Genomic DNA, 14,952 nt, shown 5'->3' with positions numbered 1-14,952 from the left:
TGCCAGCTACCTGAACGAGTTCGTGTTCCGCTTCAACCGCCGGCGGTCCCGCAGCCGTGGGATGGTGTTCTACCGGGTACTCGAACTCGCGATTGCGAACGAGCCTGTGCGCTACAAGGAACTCGCACTGACCCAGCGACCCCGAACAGTACTCCCCACCCCGCCGAGGGCAAATGGCCACCCGCCAAGCCTCGACCTCCCTCCCGCAAACCGTCCGTGGAGGAACTCCGGTTAAGTGGAGAGCCCAGTCAAACGTTATGAGGCGAGCAGGTTTCCCAGCGACCCATGCGGCAGGGCACCAGGATGAACCAGCGGTCGGCACCTGCCCCGTTCGATGCCGCTGCCGGGACTTCCCGCGTATACTTGGCGCCCTGCTCGCAATCGACCAAGAGTTCAATGAGGCTGATCCGAGGCTTGCACAATCTGCGTCCAGCAGACCAAGGCTGTGTCGCGACCATCGGTAATTTCGATGGCGTACACCTGGGACATCGGGCGGTCTTTCAGCGCCTGCTGGCGCGCGGTCGGGAACTCGGCCTGCCGGCGACCGTCATCACCTTCGAGCCCCAGCCGATGGAATACTTTGCGCCGGACGCCGCCCCGGCCCGGCTGACGCGCCTGCGCGAGAAGCTGAACGCGATCCGCGCCAGCGGGATCGAGCAGGTCATGGTCTTGGAGTTCGGCCCCAAGCTCGCGGCCATGGAGGCACACACCTTCGTGCAGCGCCTGCTGATCGAGGGGCTCGGTGTGCGCTTCTTGCTGGTCGGCGACGACTTCCGGTTCGGACGCGGTCGCACGGGCGATTTCACCCTCTTGCAGTCGATGGGGCGCGAGGCGAGCTGGTCCGGCTTCGGGTTCCAGGTCGAAGATCTCCATACCATCACCCAGGGCGAGGAGCGTATCAGCAGCACGCGGATTCGCGAAGCCCTGGCGCGCGGGGATCTCGAGCAGACCAAGCATCTGCTCGGTCGCCCCTATGCGATGGAGGGACGGGTGGTCCATGGCGACAAACGCGGGCGCTCGATCGGCTTCCCCACGGCCAATATCAATCTGCACCGCCGGGTCAGCCCGGTGCGTGGCGTCTATGCCGTTCGGGTAGGCGGACTCGGGCCGGATGCCAGGCCCGGCGTGGCCAACATCGGCACTCGGCCCACGTTGGGTGGACTGAGCGCTCGACTCGAAGCCCACCTCTTCGACTTCGACGAGCAGATCTACGGACAGCACTTGGAGGTGGAACTTGCACTGAGGCTCAGGGACGAGAAGAAGTTCGAGTCCTTCGATGCCCTGAAGGCGCAGATCCAGCGCGACGCCGCCGCTGCACGGGAGTTTCTAGGGGTTACCGCGCCCTGATCGCGGGGGTATCGGCCCAGACGCGCGCCGCTGCGCGCGCGCGGGTCATGTGCCGTCGAACATGAAGACCGGGGTGGCCGATGGCATCACCCACTTGTCCTCCGCGAGGAGTGACTCAGGAAGACGCGACGGCGGCGCCTTCTCACTCGCCCCGCTCTGCGGTGTCACCACGATGGTGCTCCCAGGTCATAGCCCGGATAGCCTCCCCCCAGCCGCCATAGAGGGCGCCCCCCATAAGGACCAGCGCCGCCCCAGCGCGGGCCGTAACGGTCGGACCGAGCGTTAAGCTCGACCTGGGATGGGATCAGTCGTAGACCAGCTCCGACCAGCGACCATCCTCCACCAGCCGTTCCTTGACCTCCATCCAGGCCGCTTCCGAGCCGGCCTGCTCGGCCATGACCTTGCAGAACACCTTGGCCACCTTGCTCAGGCCCGAGATGAAGACGTGGGTGTTGGATTCCTTGATCAGGCGCCAGGCCTCGGCCGCGTGGTCATGGAGGCCCTGCTCCAGTGCCTGCGAGGAGGTCATGAGAGGGCGTGAGCCCAGGGCGCGGAAGGCCTTGAAGGTCTTCTCGTCGTAGTAATGGGCAAGATCCGTGGTCTCGTCGTTCTTGTACATGAGGTCGAGACCGCTGTGGCCGCCGTAGTAGAGGCGCACCTGGCCCTTCCAGTCGCCGCGGCGCTCGTAGATCAGCTGGGCGAAGGCGCGGAACGGCGCGATACCCGTCCCGGTGCCGACCATGAGGATGTTGGCGCGGCTATCCAGCGGCATGCGGAAGGGGCTGAGATAGGGACCGCTGAGCGTGATCTGCGCGCCGGGCTTGGCATCGCAGAGGAAGTTCGACGCCACGCCCGGATAGCGCTCGCCGCTGATCTCGTCGACATAGAAGCAGCGCCGCACCAGGATATCCAGATTGAGACCGGTCCCGACCGGAAGCGAGCGGGCATTCGCGATCGAGTAACGACGCAGGTGGTAGTCGTTGCCGAAATCATGCGGGCCTGGAACCACGACGCCGACGCTCTGACCCTCGCTGAACTGAAAGGAAGGATCCAAGACCTCGAGCGTGATGTGACGCACCTCGTCGGTGGTCTCGGGGGTCAGGCGCTGCGACGCCTTGATGACGGCCGTGGTCGTTGGGCCGATTGCTGCCGGTAGCTCATTCATCCTCTTACTCCTCGCTCCTGCGGCGCGCGGCCGCCGAAGATTGATTGCAGGTTCGATTGGACCGGGCCGTCGTCAAGGGCGCCGCGGCGCGTGCGCGCATCGCACAGATGAGCGGCATCGAAAGCCCGAACGGCCCCAAGACCCGGAAATGGAATACTCAGCGCCGGTCGCAGTGGTCCTTGCCGCAGGAGCAGCCGCCCTCTTCCGAGCGAAATGGACCCAGCCGAGGATGCCTGGACGCAAAGCGCGCATAGGCACTTTGAACCGCCACCCAGCCGGCGAGCACGGCGAAAATCACCAGTGGCGCAAGCAGAAACTTAACCATGCCCACCGCCCAGGCCGGCGAAGCCCATGAAGGCGAGCGACAGCAACCCGGCGAGCATCAGGCTCATGGCCGCACCTTGGCTCACGGAGGGCACGCGGGCGAGCGCCAGCTTTTCGCGCAGTCCGGCCATCAGCATCAGGGCCAGGGTGAAGCCAGCACCGGCGCCCAGCGCATAGACCAGGCTCTGCAGGAAGTCGTACTCCTTGGCGGTTTGGAACAACGCCAGCCCCAGGATGGCGCAGTTGGTCGTGATCAGCGGCAGGAAGATGCCGAGCGAGCGGAAGAGCGCCGGGCTGAAGCGCTTGACGAACATCTCGACCAACTGCACCGTCGAGGCGATGACCGCGATGTAGCAGATCAGCCGCAGAAAGAGCAGATCCAGCTCGGTCAGCAGCCAATTGATGCCAAAGGCCGCGGCGGAGCTGACCAGCATCACGAACAGGGTCGCCAGCCCCATGTTCCAGGCCGTCTCCTTCTTCGCCGAGACGCCCAGGAAGGGACAGATGCCGAGAAAGAGCGCCAGCACGAAGTTGTTGACGATAGCCGCATTCAAAAAGATCAGCGACAGTGGCTCAGCGTGCATGCGCGGTTACTCCGATCTGCTCCGCCTCTTTGCGCTCCTTGCGCAGACGCAGCCAATTGAACAGAAGGAGCCAGCCTCCGAGCACGAAGAAGCCGCCCGGCGGCAGGATCATGACGATCCAGGGCTGGAAGTCGGCCGGGAAGATGGAGATCCCGAGAATGGTCCCGTTGCCCAGGATCTCCCGGACACCGCCCAGGCTCAGCAGGGCCAGCGTGAAACCGGCGCCCATCCCGAGGCTGTTGACCAGGGTCGTCATGATCCGCTGCTTGGACGCATAGGCCTCGGCGCGCCCGAGAATGACGCAGTTGGCGACGATCAGCTGGATGAAGGCGCCGAGCGCGGCATAGAGCTCGAGGCTGATCGCCTGAATGGCATAGTCCACGATGGTCACGAAGGTGGCGATGATCACGATGTAGCTGGCGATTCGGACCTGCTTCGGTATCCAGCTGCGCAGGAGCGAGACCAAGAGACTGGAGGACACCAGCACGAAGGTAGTCGCCAGCCCCATGGCGAGCGCATTGATGGTCGTGCTCGTCACCGCCAGCACGGGACACATGCCGAGCAGCATGACGAAGACCGGGTTCTCTTCCCAGAGACCGCGCAGGAAGGTATCTGGGGTCAGGCGTTCTTCGGTGTTCGGCAGTTCAGCCATTCGTAGTGCCTCGTTACTTCACTTCTGTTGCATCAGCCAGGCGAGATCGCGCTGGATTGCCGGCACGGCCCGCTGCGCGGCGTTGTTGGCCGCTCGCCCCATCGCATTGGACGAAATGGTCGCGCCGGAAATGCCATCGATCTCCCAGGGCTGTGCCTTGGTGCCGTGCTTGACGGTGACGATCTCATTGGCGAGGGCGGTGCCCTCGGCATTCAGGCGCGCGTCCAGAGCCGCGAAGTTCGCGAGGAAAGCGGGGTCGAGATCCAGCTTGTCGCCGAACCCGGGCGTCTCGTTCGAATTCAGCACTTTGCTGCCGATGATGCACGCGCAGGCCGGATCGTAGGCGAACATGACATTCACCGGACCCGCATAGCCTTGCGCGGACCCGGTGAGGGCGACGCCGAGCAGCACTCCCGAGGCGTCGTAGCCGCCGTACACCAGCTCGCCGCTCGCGCCCTCGCTCGCCGGCTCCAGACCGCCCGCGCCGTTGATGACGAAATCGCGCTTGGACACGGCGCCGGGCAGCACCCGGAAGACCGCTTGCTCGGTCAGAACCCGCTGGTTCTCCGCGATGATGGGCAAGGTGACCTGATAGACCAGGGCCACCAAGAGGCCGGAGATCATGGCGATGCCGCCCAGTGTTCGCAGCATGGCCCAGGCCGGTGTGCTCGGCGGCTGCGTTTGGATCTGCGCTTCTAGAGTCATGGCTTCAATCGGCATTCTGATGCGTGATAGGGCTGTGCGAATCCACTCGGGTCAGTGGCAGTGGCGACGGGCGCGCGGGCCTAGGATTTCTTGGACGTCCCATAGACCCGCGGCTGGGTCCAGCTCGAGATCAAGGGTCCCAGGGCATTCCCGAGCAAGATCGCATACATCACGCCTTCGACCAGACCGCCGAAGAGCCGGATGATGACGGTGAGACTGCCGATGAAGAGCCCATAGATGACGACGCCGCGCGCGGTGACGGGTGAGGCGACCATATCGCTCGCCATGAACCAGGCGGCGAGCATGAGCCCACCCGAACTGAGCACGAACCAAGGGCTTGGGTAGTGACCGCTGTCCATCAGCCAGAAGGGCAAGGCCATGAGCGCGGCGCCGGCGAGGACGCTGACCGGAATGCGCCAATCGAGCATCCGCTGCCAGGCGAGCCAGAGTCCGCAGATGAGGATCAGCAAGGCGGAGGTCTCCCCCGCCGAGCCGGCGATCATGCCACTGAAGGCGTCGGCGATCGGCGCCTCGATATGCTGGAACTTCTGGATCGCCAGCGGCGTGGCCCCGCTCCAGCCGTCGAGATGCAACCCCGCCACCCAGTCCTTGACCGGGTTCGGCTGCATGAAGGGCAGTGTCAGGGTCGAGGGGATCAGTTCCATGAAACGACCGGGCGCAAAGGCCGGCGTCCAGGTGGTGATCGCGACTGGGAAGGCCGCCTGCACGAAGGCCCGACCGACCAGCGCCGGGTTCATGACGTTGTAGCCAAGCCCGCCGAACAGCGCCTTCCCCAGGGCGACACCCACGAAGGCGGCAACCGCGGCCATCCAGAGCGGGAAGCCCGGCGGCAAGGTCAAGCCGAGCAGCAGCCCGGTGATGACCACGGACCAGTCCGCCAGGGTGTTGCCCTTGCCGCTGAGCCGCGCAAAGAACCACTCCGTCCACATGGCCACGCCCGTGGTGGTCAACAGCAGCAAGAGCGCGCTGAGACCGAATTGATAGACCGCGAAGGCGCAGATCGGCAGCAGCGCCAGCACCACGGTCCGCATGATTTTATCGACGGAGATCACCCGCTTGAGGTGGGGGGAGGTCCGGATTTCGATGCCTTTATCCATTTCGAGCAGTTGTCAGTTGTCAGTTGTCGGTCGTGGGGTGGACAGCACTCAGTGCTGTTTCTGCTCGTGGTGCTTCTTGGCGTCCCGGTTGATGGACTTGGCGATCCGGAAGTACTGCGTCAGCGGGATGTTCGATGGGCAGACGTAGGCGCAGCAGCCGCACTCGAAGCACTGATCCAGCTGGAAGCTTTCCTCCATGGTGGCGTATTCCCGGGCCGCCGCCAGCTCGCCGAGCATGGACGGATTCAGGGAGATCGGGCAGGCACTCAAGCACTCGCCGCACTTGATGCAGGGATAGACCTGGCGGCGCACGGCATCCTCGGGCTCGGGCCTCAGGGCAACGACACCGGAAACGGACTTGGTCACCGGCACGTCGAGCGAGGCGACCGCCATCCCCATCATGGGCCCGCCCAGAATCACCTGACCCAACTCCCCGTCGACACCGACCTGATCGAGCAGGAAGCGGATCGGTGTGCCGATGGGCACCATGAAGTTGCCCGGACGCTTGACCGCCGGCCCACTGACCGTCACGACCCGTTCGATCAGCCCTTGGCTGTTGGGCAGCAGCTCGCCCATCTGGGCCAGGGTGCCGACGTTGAACACGGCGACACCGACGTCCGCCGTCAGTCCGCCAGCCGGGACCTCCAGGTCGAGCAGCGCCTTGATGAGCATCTTCTCGGCCCCTTGCGGGTACTTCGTTTGCACCGCCTCGGCGGTGATCGGCAGATCCTTGGGGATCCGGGCACGCAGATGAGCGACGGCGTCGAGCTTGTTGTCCTCGACCCCGATGATGGCCCGCTCGGCCCGCGTCGCCTTGAGCGCGATCATGATCCCGCGCAGCAGCGCATCGGTCTGCTCCAGCATGATGCGGTGATCGCAGGTGAGGTAGGGCTCGCACTCGCAGCCGTTGACGACCAGGGTGTGAATCACCCGCCCCGCCGGCGGATGCATCTTGACGTGACTCGGAAAGGCACCGCCGCCGAGCCCGACCAGACCGGCGTCCTGGATAGACTGAATGATGTCTTTTGCCGACATCCGCTCGGGCTCGCGATGCTCGCCGTAGAGCACTTCCTGACTGGCCGCGTGATAGACCTTGAGGTAGATCGCCTGGGTCTTGGGGCCGGCGGCGGTCGGTGCCAGTCCGATCGCGCGGATGACGCCCGTCGCTGGCGCATGCATGGGAACGGAGACGAAGTGATCGGCATGCGCGATCGGCTCGCCGCGCACCACCTCCTGGCCGACCTTGACGATGGGCACGGCCGCCCGCCCCTTGTGCTGTAGCAGCGGGATCACGAGTTCGTCGGCGAACGGCAGTCGACGAATCGGCTTATCGGCCGTCCATTCTTTGTGCTCGACCGGGTAGATCCCGTGATCGAAGGTCTTGTGACCGTGAAAGAGACGCAGGAAACCTGTATTCAACCGCTTCACGAGCCCCGACAGACCCGCCTCCGGGGCGAGCTTCGAATCCAACACAGCTGTTTGATGCTTCATCGTTTTTACCGCCGATCGAAGTAGAGCCCAAATCCGCTCCCGACTGTCTCTCGTCCCCAGGCTCCGCGTAGGAACGCGTTCGCACCGCTCTGGCGGTGCGTGGCCAGATGGCTGTGCTCGTTGCCACGCTCCGCGTGGGAATGCCGTCACACCGCTCCAGCGGTGAGTGGCCCTGACACGCGACGCTGGAGCGTCGCTGACGTGCTCCCACGCGAAGCGTGGGAGCCAGATGGGCCGATTGGGCCAGCTGGGCCAGCTGGTTGCGGGCTACTGGTACTTCTCGGCGCGCGTGACCAGCTTGTCCAGGCCCGCCTCGGAGGGATTCCAGGGCATGCCGGGGTGGATGCAGTTGGCCGTGCACTTCTCCGCCGCCTTCACGATGTCCTTGAAGGGACCGCCCTTGGGATCGACGATCTCGACCTTCTTGTCAGCGTTGTACTTGAAGACCTTGGGGTTGATCCGGATGCACTCGTCGCAGGCGGTGCACTCTGGTGTCTCGACCCAGACGGGCTCCCAATCGGTTGCCGTCCCGTTGTTGCCCGAGCCGTTCGCCCCGGGGTGTGCCGCACCATTGCCGTTGTGGCCGTTGCCCTTGGCGGGAGCCTCGCCGGCAAGACCCGCCATGGCAGCGCCGTCGCCGACGGCCATGGCCAGGAGGCTCGTGGTGAGCTTCTGCGCGATCTCGGCCTTCGCCTGGTTGCGCACGGCCTCGATGTCGACCTTGTTGAGCTCGCCGCAGATGCCGCGCAGCTGGGTCCAGAAGTCGCGCCGCTCCTCGCAGCTCTGCACCAACTCCTGAGCGACCAGCACCCGCATGAGCCGATTCTTGGCGTCCACGCCCCAGATGTAGGGGTAGAGGCCGTCGCGATCCTCGACCGACAGTTCCAGGAACTCGGCCATGGGCACCATGGAGTCGTTCCAGGTCTCGGGCGGCGCCTTGCGGAAGTGCTTGCGGAAGCGGCCTTCCATCATGGCGAAATCGGCGAAGGTGAAGGGCACCTCCATCTCGGCCGGCTCGCCCTTCTCGTTGCTGTACTTGAGCGTCCAGTTGATCCAGTTGGCGTCGATGTCCGGGTTGCCTTCGACCGAGCAGCACTCCTCGAAGCTCGCGCCCGCGTCCGGGTCGTAGCGGAACAGCGGATAGGCACGCGACTCCACCGCCATGCGGGCATGCTTGGTCGACATGTCGTCGCCGATGCCGTGCTCGGGCTGACAGGAGGTGTAGACGTTGAACAGGGCCGGATGGCGCGAGTTGAGCCCGTCGATATAGCCCTCCAGCAGGTGCGTCAGATGCGAGGCCGAGCTGGTGAGCACGAAGCTGGTGCGGTGCGCCATGCCGATCAGGCCCATCTCCTTGCGGATCTCGGTCTTGCCCTTCCACTGCTTGCCGTAGGGCGCCATGTCCGCGACCTGGCCGATGAAGCCCGAGGTGCAGGACTGACCGCCGGTGTTGGAGTAGCTCTGGGTGTCCAGCACCAGGATCTTGACCGGCGTGCCGGACATGAGCGCACGCGACAGGTTCTGGAAGCCGATGTCGTACATGGCCCCGTCACCGCCGACCGCCACCACGGGCGGACACAGCAGCCACTCCTCGTTGCTGAACTGCTTCCAGTCGAAATAGGTCAGGCTGCAGTTCGGGTCCGCGGCGTTGAACGTCCCCTCCAGCTCCAGACGTGCCTGGCGAATGGCCCTGAAGCCCTCCCTCATCTTGCGCATGTGGCCTTCGAACAGGCCCATGGCCATCGAGGGCGCATCCTGGAAGAGGTTGTTCGTCCAGGGGAAGGGATAGGGGTTGTAGGGGAAGGTCGCACCCCAGACCGAGCTGCAGCCCGTGGAGTTGGCGATACCCATGTCGGCGCGACGGTGTCCGTCGGTGCCACTGAAGGAGCGCCCCTGGTACTGGGCCTTGAGGTGACGCAGCTTGTCGAGCAGACCGGAGACGAACTTGAGCCATTCCGGGTCGACCGGCTGGGCGCGCTGATCGAGCAGCTCCGCCGACAGCTCGGAGAGCGTCAGATCGCTGTCCTTGTGGGCATCCAACGCCTTGGCGATCGCCGAGGTATTGCTGAGATCCATGCTGGCCGCCAGCTTGAGTCGGATATGGGTCTCGAGCCGATTGATGAGATCCTCGATCTCGGCCAGGTGGCGTTTGACGCGCGGCTGCATCAGGGCGGTCACGGTGGCGGTGAAGAGGTGCATGACCGTCTTCTCGCCGCAGCCCATGCAGGAGCCGTCACCCGAGACCATCGACTGGTAGTTGCTCTTGTCGAGCAGCAGGGTCTCCAGGGCACCGACCTTGTCGTCGAGGTCGTCGATGCGGATGAAGTCCGCGGCCGTGGTCGGCAGGTCCAGCCACATCTGCCAGCGGCCCTGCATCTGCTTGATGCTTTCGGCGGTCTGCGGCTCGGCGACCAGGGCGCCGTCGTTGCAGACCTCGATGCACTCCATGCAGCCCTTACAGGTGAAGGGATTGACGGTGATGCTGAAGAGCCCACCGCTGCCCTTCTGCTTCTTCTCGCGGCTGGTCCAATAGGGCTTGGTGATGGCGAACTGGTAGTCGCCAAGGGCCTGCATGAAGAGACCGAACTCCTTCTCGACCGCTTCCTTCTGCTCCGGCTCGCCCGCGAAGGCGGCCAAGGTCTCCAGCACGGCCTGATCCATGAGCGCAGGCATGTCGGCGCTCTCGCCGGCGGCCTCGATCAGGTCGCGCAGACGCTTCTCGACGTTGCGGGTCTCGCGGCGCAGATGCTGCGTCGGCATGCCGCGCTCGACGCGCGCAATGGCGGTCGCGAAGACGTCCGACACCTTGTTGACCAGACCGGGGATGGCGCTGTCCGGGCAGACCGAGAAGCAGCTGCCGCAGGCGGTGCAGTTCTCGGGCAGGAACTTCGGATAGTCGAAACGGATCTGCGTCATGTCGCGGTAGACGCCGGTCGAGGCCGGCATCAGCGACAGCGCCATCTGCGGATCGGCCAGATTGTCGCTGCCGCGCCCGGAGGCGTAGAAGGAACCGGTCTGCTCCCAGAAGCGGTGCACGTCGGAGACGCGCCCATCGTTCTCCGGCAGCGTCTTGAGCATCATCGGCAGCCCGGGCTCCTTGCGCGACAGGAGCTGGCCGGCGATCACGGACTTGTCGGTGATCTCGACGATCTCATCGAAGCCGCGGCGCACGATGCGCAGATTGTCCTGGACCACGCGCTCGCCCTTGGCGCCGAACTTGGAGCGCAGCTGCTCCTCGATCGAGGCGAAGAGGCCGGTCTCGTCGAGCCCGGAGCGCTCCATCAGCGGAGAGGCCGCGAAGAAGGCGCCCTGGAAGGCGTTGCCCTGCATGCGGAACTGAAGCTCCGCATTGGACGCCTCTTCACGGGCGATCTTGAAGCCGTCGATGTAGAAGACGCGGATCTCGTGCTCGACGATGAACTTGCGCGCCGCCGGCGGGAAGCTGGCCCACACCTGCTCGGCGCTCTCCAGGCTCGACTGGATGACGAAGCGCCCGCCACGGTCCAGACCGGAGAGCGGATTGGAGTGGGTGAAGACGTTCGGGTCCGGACAGAGAACCACGTCCACGTAGGTGTATTCGCAGTTGAGCCGGATCGGCTCGGGCGCCGCGGACAGGAAGTAGGTGGTCGGCTGACCCTTCTTCTCCGAGCCGTATTTGGGATTGGCGCGGATGTCATAGCCCAGCAGGTCGTACAGGGTCATGGCCAGGTTCTTACCCGTGGTCACGGCACCCCAGCCACCGACCGAGTGCATGCGCACGGTCACCGCGCCCTTGGGCAGCAGATTGGGGTTCTCGCTGCCGCGCAGGGCCATGTCGCCGATGGTCGGATAGGCGTCGCGCAGGCGCTGAACCCGAATCTCGTCCTTCGGATCGGTCGCCTGGCGCATGAAGTCGATCGAGAGGTAGTAGAACTTGCGGTGCTTGCCCTCGGGCAGCATGTTCTCGACCGCCGCGATCAGCCCCTCGGGCTGCAGGTCGCGCGAGCCCAGGCCGTAGCAGCCGGAGAAGAGGCGCGGCATGTCGCCCTGCTTATAGGTCGGGTAGCTCGGATAGGGCAGCTCCTCGCCCTTGGCGGCGATGCCGTTTTCGAGGCACTTGGTCAGCGCCGCGCGGGTCTCGCGCATGATCGGCAGATCCTCGGCCAGCGGCTGATCGGTGCGCTCGAGGATGGCGACACCCTTCCTGCCCTGCAGCAGACGGGCGATGAGGTCGCCCGGGAAGGGGCGGAACATGGTCATGTTGACCACGCCGATCTTAAGCTTGCGCGTCTCGCGCAGGTAGTCCGCGACGGCCTCGGCCTGCGTCACCATGCTGCCCTGCCCGACGAGGATGTAGTCGGCATCCTCGCAGCGATAGCCCATGGCGCGCTGGTAGCGGCGTCCGGTCAGCGCATGGAACTCATCCATCACCTGCTGGGTGATCTGCTCGATGTGATCGAAGAAGTAGGGCCGCTGCGAGGCCACGGACTGCATGTAGGCGTCCTGGTTCTGCACGGAGCCCGAGGTGACCGGGTTGTCGACGTCCCACACCAGGGGCACGCGACGCCGGGTCGCGCCATAGACCAGGCGCTGCGCCGGGGTCGGGCACTCGATGATGTCGTCCGGACGGCCGAGGAATTCCTCGACCAGCGCACGCTCGGGAACCATGAGCGGCTCGATCAGGTGGGTCGTCAGGAAGCCGTCCTGACCGACGGCGGCCGGCGTGAGCGACAGCTCGGCGATCTTGCGCGCGATCAGGTTGAGGTCCGCCGCCTCCTGGGCATTCTTGCCGAAGACCTGGAAGAAGCCGGTGTCGTCGATACAGTGGTAATCGTCGTGGGCGCAGTGGACGTTGAGGCTCGACTTGGTGATGGCGCGCGAGCCGATGTTCAGCACGTACGGCAGGCGCTTGCCCACGGCCGCGTAGAGCGACTCGTGCATGAAGGCCACGCCCTGTGCGGAGGAAAAGTTGACCGCGCGCAGGCCGGTCATGGACATGCCGGCGGTCACGGCCGCCGCCGCGTGCTCGGACTCGGGCTCGACGAAGATGAGCGGGTTGCCGGAGATGTTGAGGTGTCCCTTCGCGACCTCCTCGGCCCAGTACTCGCCCATCTGAGTGGAAGGCGTGATCGGATAGGCGCCAGCGGCATCGGATGCCTCGCGCTCGCACATGATGACGGCGGTGTTGCCGTCCATCGCCATACGGGTGCCAGGGTACTTGAACTGCTTTTCGTCTTTCTTTCCGAACATGGACCTTCTCTCGTGTTGAGTCACCCGCGCATGCGACGCGCGCCGTTTCGAGCGCGCACGCAGGGGTGCATCTGTTCGTTATCGTTAGGGATCAGGTCATCGGCCGGCGTGCGCCGAATCCTTGATCGTCACCACAGTCAATCTCGACCCGAGCGATCCGCCGGGGATGGTCTAAGCCGCGGTCTCAACCCACCGGCAGGGCTCGCTTGCGAACCACCTTGCGGGCATCGCGTCCCTTCAAGACGGTTCCGTCCTCTTCCAGCCAGACAATCGCACCCGTCGGGCAGCGCTCGATCGCGACCTTCGAGGCCAGGCTGTTGTTGGTGAAATCGATGACGGCCAGGTTGTCCTGGATGGTGATGAGCCCTTCCGGCGAGTCCTGCGCGCAACGCCCGCAGGCGGTGCAGGCGACCTCGCAGTGATGCTCGGCCATATCGCCGAACTCCAGGTTCACGCAGGCCACCCACAACCGGTGGCTCACCGGGTGCAGGCTGAAGAGGTTCTTGGGGCAGACGGTCACGCAGTCACCGCAGGCGGTGCACCTGTCCTCGACAACGACCGGAATGCCCTGTTTATTCATGTAGATGGCATCGAATTCGCACACCACCTCGCAATCCGCAAAGCCCAGACAACCCCAGGAGCAGCCGCGCCCGCCCCCGGAGACCAAGGCCGCCGCGCGGCAGGACTTGAGCCCGGTATAGGTCGCGCGAACGTAGGCGACATTGCCGCCGCCCGCGCAGGCGAGCCGGGCAACACGCCGCTCGCTCGCCCCGAGATCAACGCCTAGAAAATTGGCGATGATCTGATTCATGGACTTGGAGTTGACCGTGCATTTGGACGGCTCCGTCTCGCCCTTGATCAGCATCTCGGCGAAGGGCCGGCAGCCCGCCGTCCCGCAGGCCCCACAGTTGGCCATGGGCAGCAGACCCTCGACCTGATCGATCCGCGGATCCTCGAACACGTAGAGCCGTTTGTTCGCAATGATCAGCACCAGGGCGAGCAGCGCACCCAGCGCGGTCATGAAACCGACGGCGGTCAAGATGGTGGCCATAGACTGCTAATCCGGCGAAGGGCGATCAGAGACGCGCGGGGCCCGAGAGGCGAGTACCGCATCACCAAGCTCAGGATTCCGGAGAGGTACAGCCAGGAACCACTGAGAGGAAGCAGCACGTTTGCCGCACCGCAACAATGATCAGCAGTTTACGGAATTGTGATTTATTAAAATTGGTAATTATATAAATCGTCAGTATTGATATGCGCGAAAGACCTTGATTACACGGTCTTTCCGCGCCCAGCTCGGCGCTGAATGCTGGCAACGGGAGGGGTTTTCGGACGAACGGGGCACGCCTTGACCATCAGGCCGAACGGTCGGCGGCGGGCAGGTCGGTCCAGGCGGGCCGGCTGCGCGCCTCCCCTCCTCTTGGCGCGAGGGAGCAGCGGTGCCGGGCCGGGCTACTCGAACCCGTCGACCACGCCGGTGACCAGACCGGTCTCCAGGGCATCGGCCAAGGGGATGAGCAGGATCTCATCATGAGGAACCGAGGCCGCCGCGATGGCGACGTCGGCGTCGACACCCATCTCGCGGAGGTAGCGGAAGGAATCCGCGACATAGAGCTGGCCACCTTCGTGGCTGCTGTAGCGCCGGGGCACCTTGCTCTGGTGGATACCGAGCTTGGCGCTCGGCGTGACGTAGCGTTCGACGCCACCGGCCAGCACGTCGACGCAGGCAGAGGCACAATAGCCGTCCACGGCCGCACGCAGACCATTGGCGCGCAGATAGCGGCCGAGCTTGCGTGCCTCGAAGACGGAACCGCCGGGGCTGTTGATGACCAGTCCGATGGCCCTGCGCCGACGCAGCTCGGCGGCGGTGCGCTTGGCGAACCCCGAGCTAATCTCAGTGCCGTCGATGCGCAGCCAGGTCGTGCGCAGCTCACCGCTCGGCTCGAACCGCACCAGGGCGGAGACGACGCCGGTCACGTCTTCGAGCCGATGGCAGGCATCGATGGCACGGGTCAGCAGGTCCGTCGGGTGGCTCTGATATTCCTGCGCCAGCTGGTTGGAGCGCGCGATGATGTCATCGACCTGGAGCTTGTACTTGTCCGCCGCGACGATCACCACGGCATCCGTGACCGCCACGTCGTTCCACTGACCGACACGCAGCAGATGACAGGCTGCCGTGGTCGACAGGACCTCGTCGCGGCTCAAGCGCACGGGCGTCGGCGCCTGGATTGGAGATCGGTCACCGGTCAGACTGCCCGGGGCGCAACCGAAGAGCGCCAAACCAAAGAGCGCAAACAGGCTTGCGAGTGCGACCAGGAGGAATGCCGGCTTTGGCAT

The 14,952-nt window shown here is 65.0% G+C and carries 10 protein-coding genes and 1 pseudogene; 2 read left to right on the top strand and 9 right to left on the bottom strand.

Features of this window, described 5'->3' with window-relative positions:
* A pseudogene (locus CKO23_RS26890) lies at window positions 1–124 on the top strand (IS1595 family transposase); the annotation flags it as partial.
* A 272-nt stretch (window positions 125–396) separates the two neighbouring features.
* The gene (ribF, locus tag CKO23_RS10490; protein WP_200330760.1) at window positions 397–1,347 is read left to right on the top strand and encodes a bifunctional riboflavin kinase/FAD synthetase; all 951 of its coding nucleotides are present in this window, start codon (window positions 397–399) and stop codon (window positions 1,345–1,347) included.
* 304 nt (window positions 1,348–1,651) lie between these two features.
* On the opposite strand, the gene CKO23_RS10485 is transcribed toward ribF, so the two are convergent.
* The 9 genes from CKO23_RS10485 to CKO23_RS10445 all read right to left on the bottom strand — a co-directional run bounded on the left by CKO23_RS10485 (window position 1,652) and on the right by CKO23_RS10445 (window position 14,952).
* Window positions 1,652–2,512, bottom strand: coding sequence for an oxidoreductase (locus tag CKO23_RS10485; protein WP_200330758.1), 861 nt, complete (start codon window positions 2,510–2,512; stop codon window positions 1,652–1,654).
* Between the two features lie 317 nt (window positions 2,513–2,829).
* Complete coding sequence (locus tag CKO23_RS10480; protein ID WP_200330756.1) at window positions 2,830–3,420, bottom strand: electron transport complex protein RnfA; 591 nt, start codon at window positions 3,418–3,420, stop codon at window positions 2,830–2,832.
* Window positions 3,410–4,072: an electron transport complex subunit RsxE gene (gene rsxE, locus CKO23_RS10475; protein ID WP_200330754.1), complete on the bottom strand. Its 663-nt coding sequence runs from the start codon at window positions 4,070–4,072 to the stop codon at window positions 3,410–3,412. Before rsxE ends, CKO23_RS10480 begins: the two co-directional genes overlap by 11 nt.
* A gap of 18 nt (window positions 4,073–4,090) precedes the next feature.
* Entirely contained in the window at window positions 4,091–4,777 is a 687-nt protein-coding gene (locus tag CKO23_RS10470) for an FMN-binding protein (RefSeq protein ID WP_200330752.1), read from the bottom strand.
* Window positions 4,778–4,857: 80 nt separating this feature from the next.
* Complete coding sequence (locus tag CKO23_RS10465) at window positions 4,858–5,895, bottom strand: RnfABCDGE type electron transport complex subunit D (RefSeq protein WP_200330750.1); 1,038 nt, start codon at window positions 5,893–5,895, stop codon at window positions 4,858–4,860.
* A 48-nt stretch (window positions 5,896–5,943) separates the two neighbouring features.
* Window positions 5,944–7,323: an electron transport complex subunit RsxC gene (gene rsxC, locus CKO23_RS10460; RefSeq protein ID WP_346014595.1), complete on the bottom strand. Its 1,380-nt coding sequence runs from the start codon at window positions 7,321–7,323 to the stop codon at window positions 5,944–5,946.
* 330 nt (window positions 7,324–7,653) lie between these two features.
* Window positions 7,654–12,615 carry a 2-oxoacid:acceptor oxidoreductase family protein gene (locus CKO23_RS10455; protein WP_200330746.1) on the bottom strand — a complete coding sequence of 1,654 codons (4,962 nt, stop codon included), beginning with the start codon at window positions 12,613–12,615 and terminating at the stop codon, window positions 7,654–7,656.
* A 184-nt stretch (window positions 12,616–12,799) separates the two neighbouring features.
* Entirely contained in the window at window positions 12,800–13,666 is an 867-nt protein-coding gene (locus CKO23_RS10450; protein WP_200330744.1) for a (Fe-S)-binding protein, read from the bottom strand.
* 401 nt (window positions 13,667–14,067) lie between these two features.
* Window positions 14,068–14,952 (bottom strand): ATP-dependent Clp protease proteolytic subunit, encoded by an 885-nt coding sequence (locus CKO23_RS10445; protein ID WP_200330742.1) that lies wholly within the window; start codon window positions 14,950–14,952, stop codon window positions 14,068–14,070.

Source organism: Thiocystis violacea (genome assembly GCF_016583565.1).
GTDB lineage: Bacteria > Pseudomonadota > Gammaproteobacteria > Chromatiales > Chromatiaceae > Thiorhodococcus > Thiorhodococcus violaceus_A.
The sequence above is the reverse complement of the archived record's forward strand: the minus strand, read 5'-3'. Positions and strand labels throughout refer to the sequence as shown.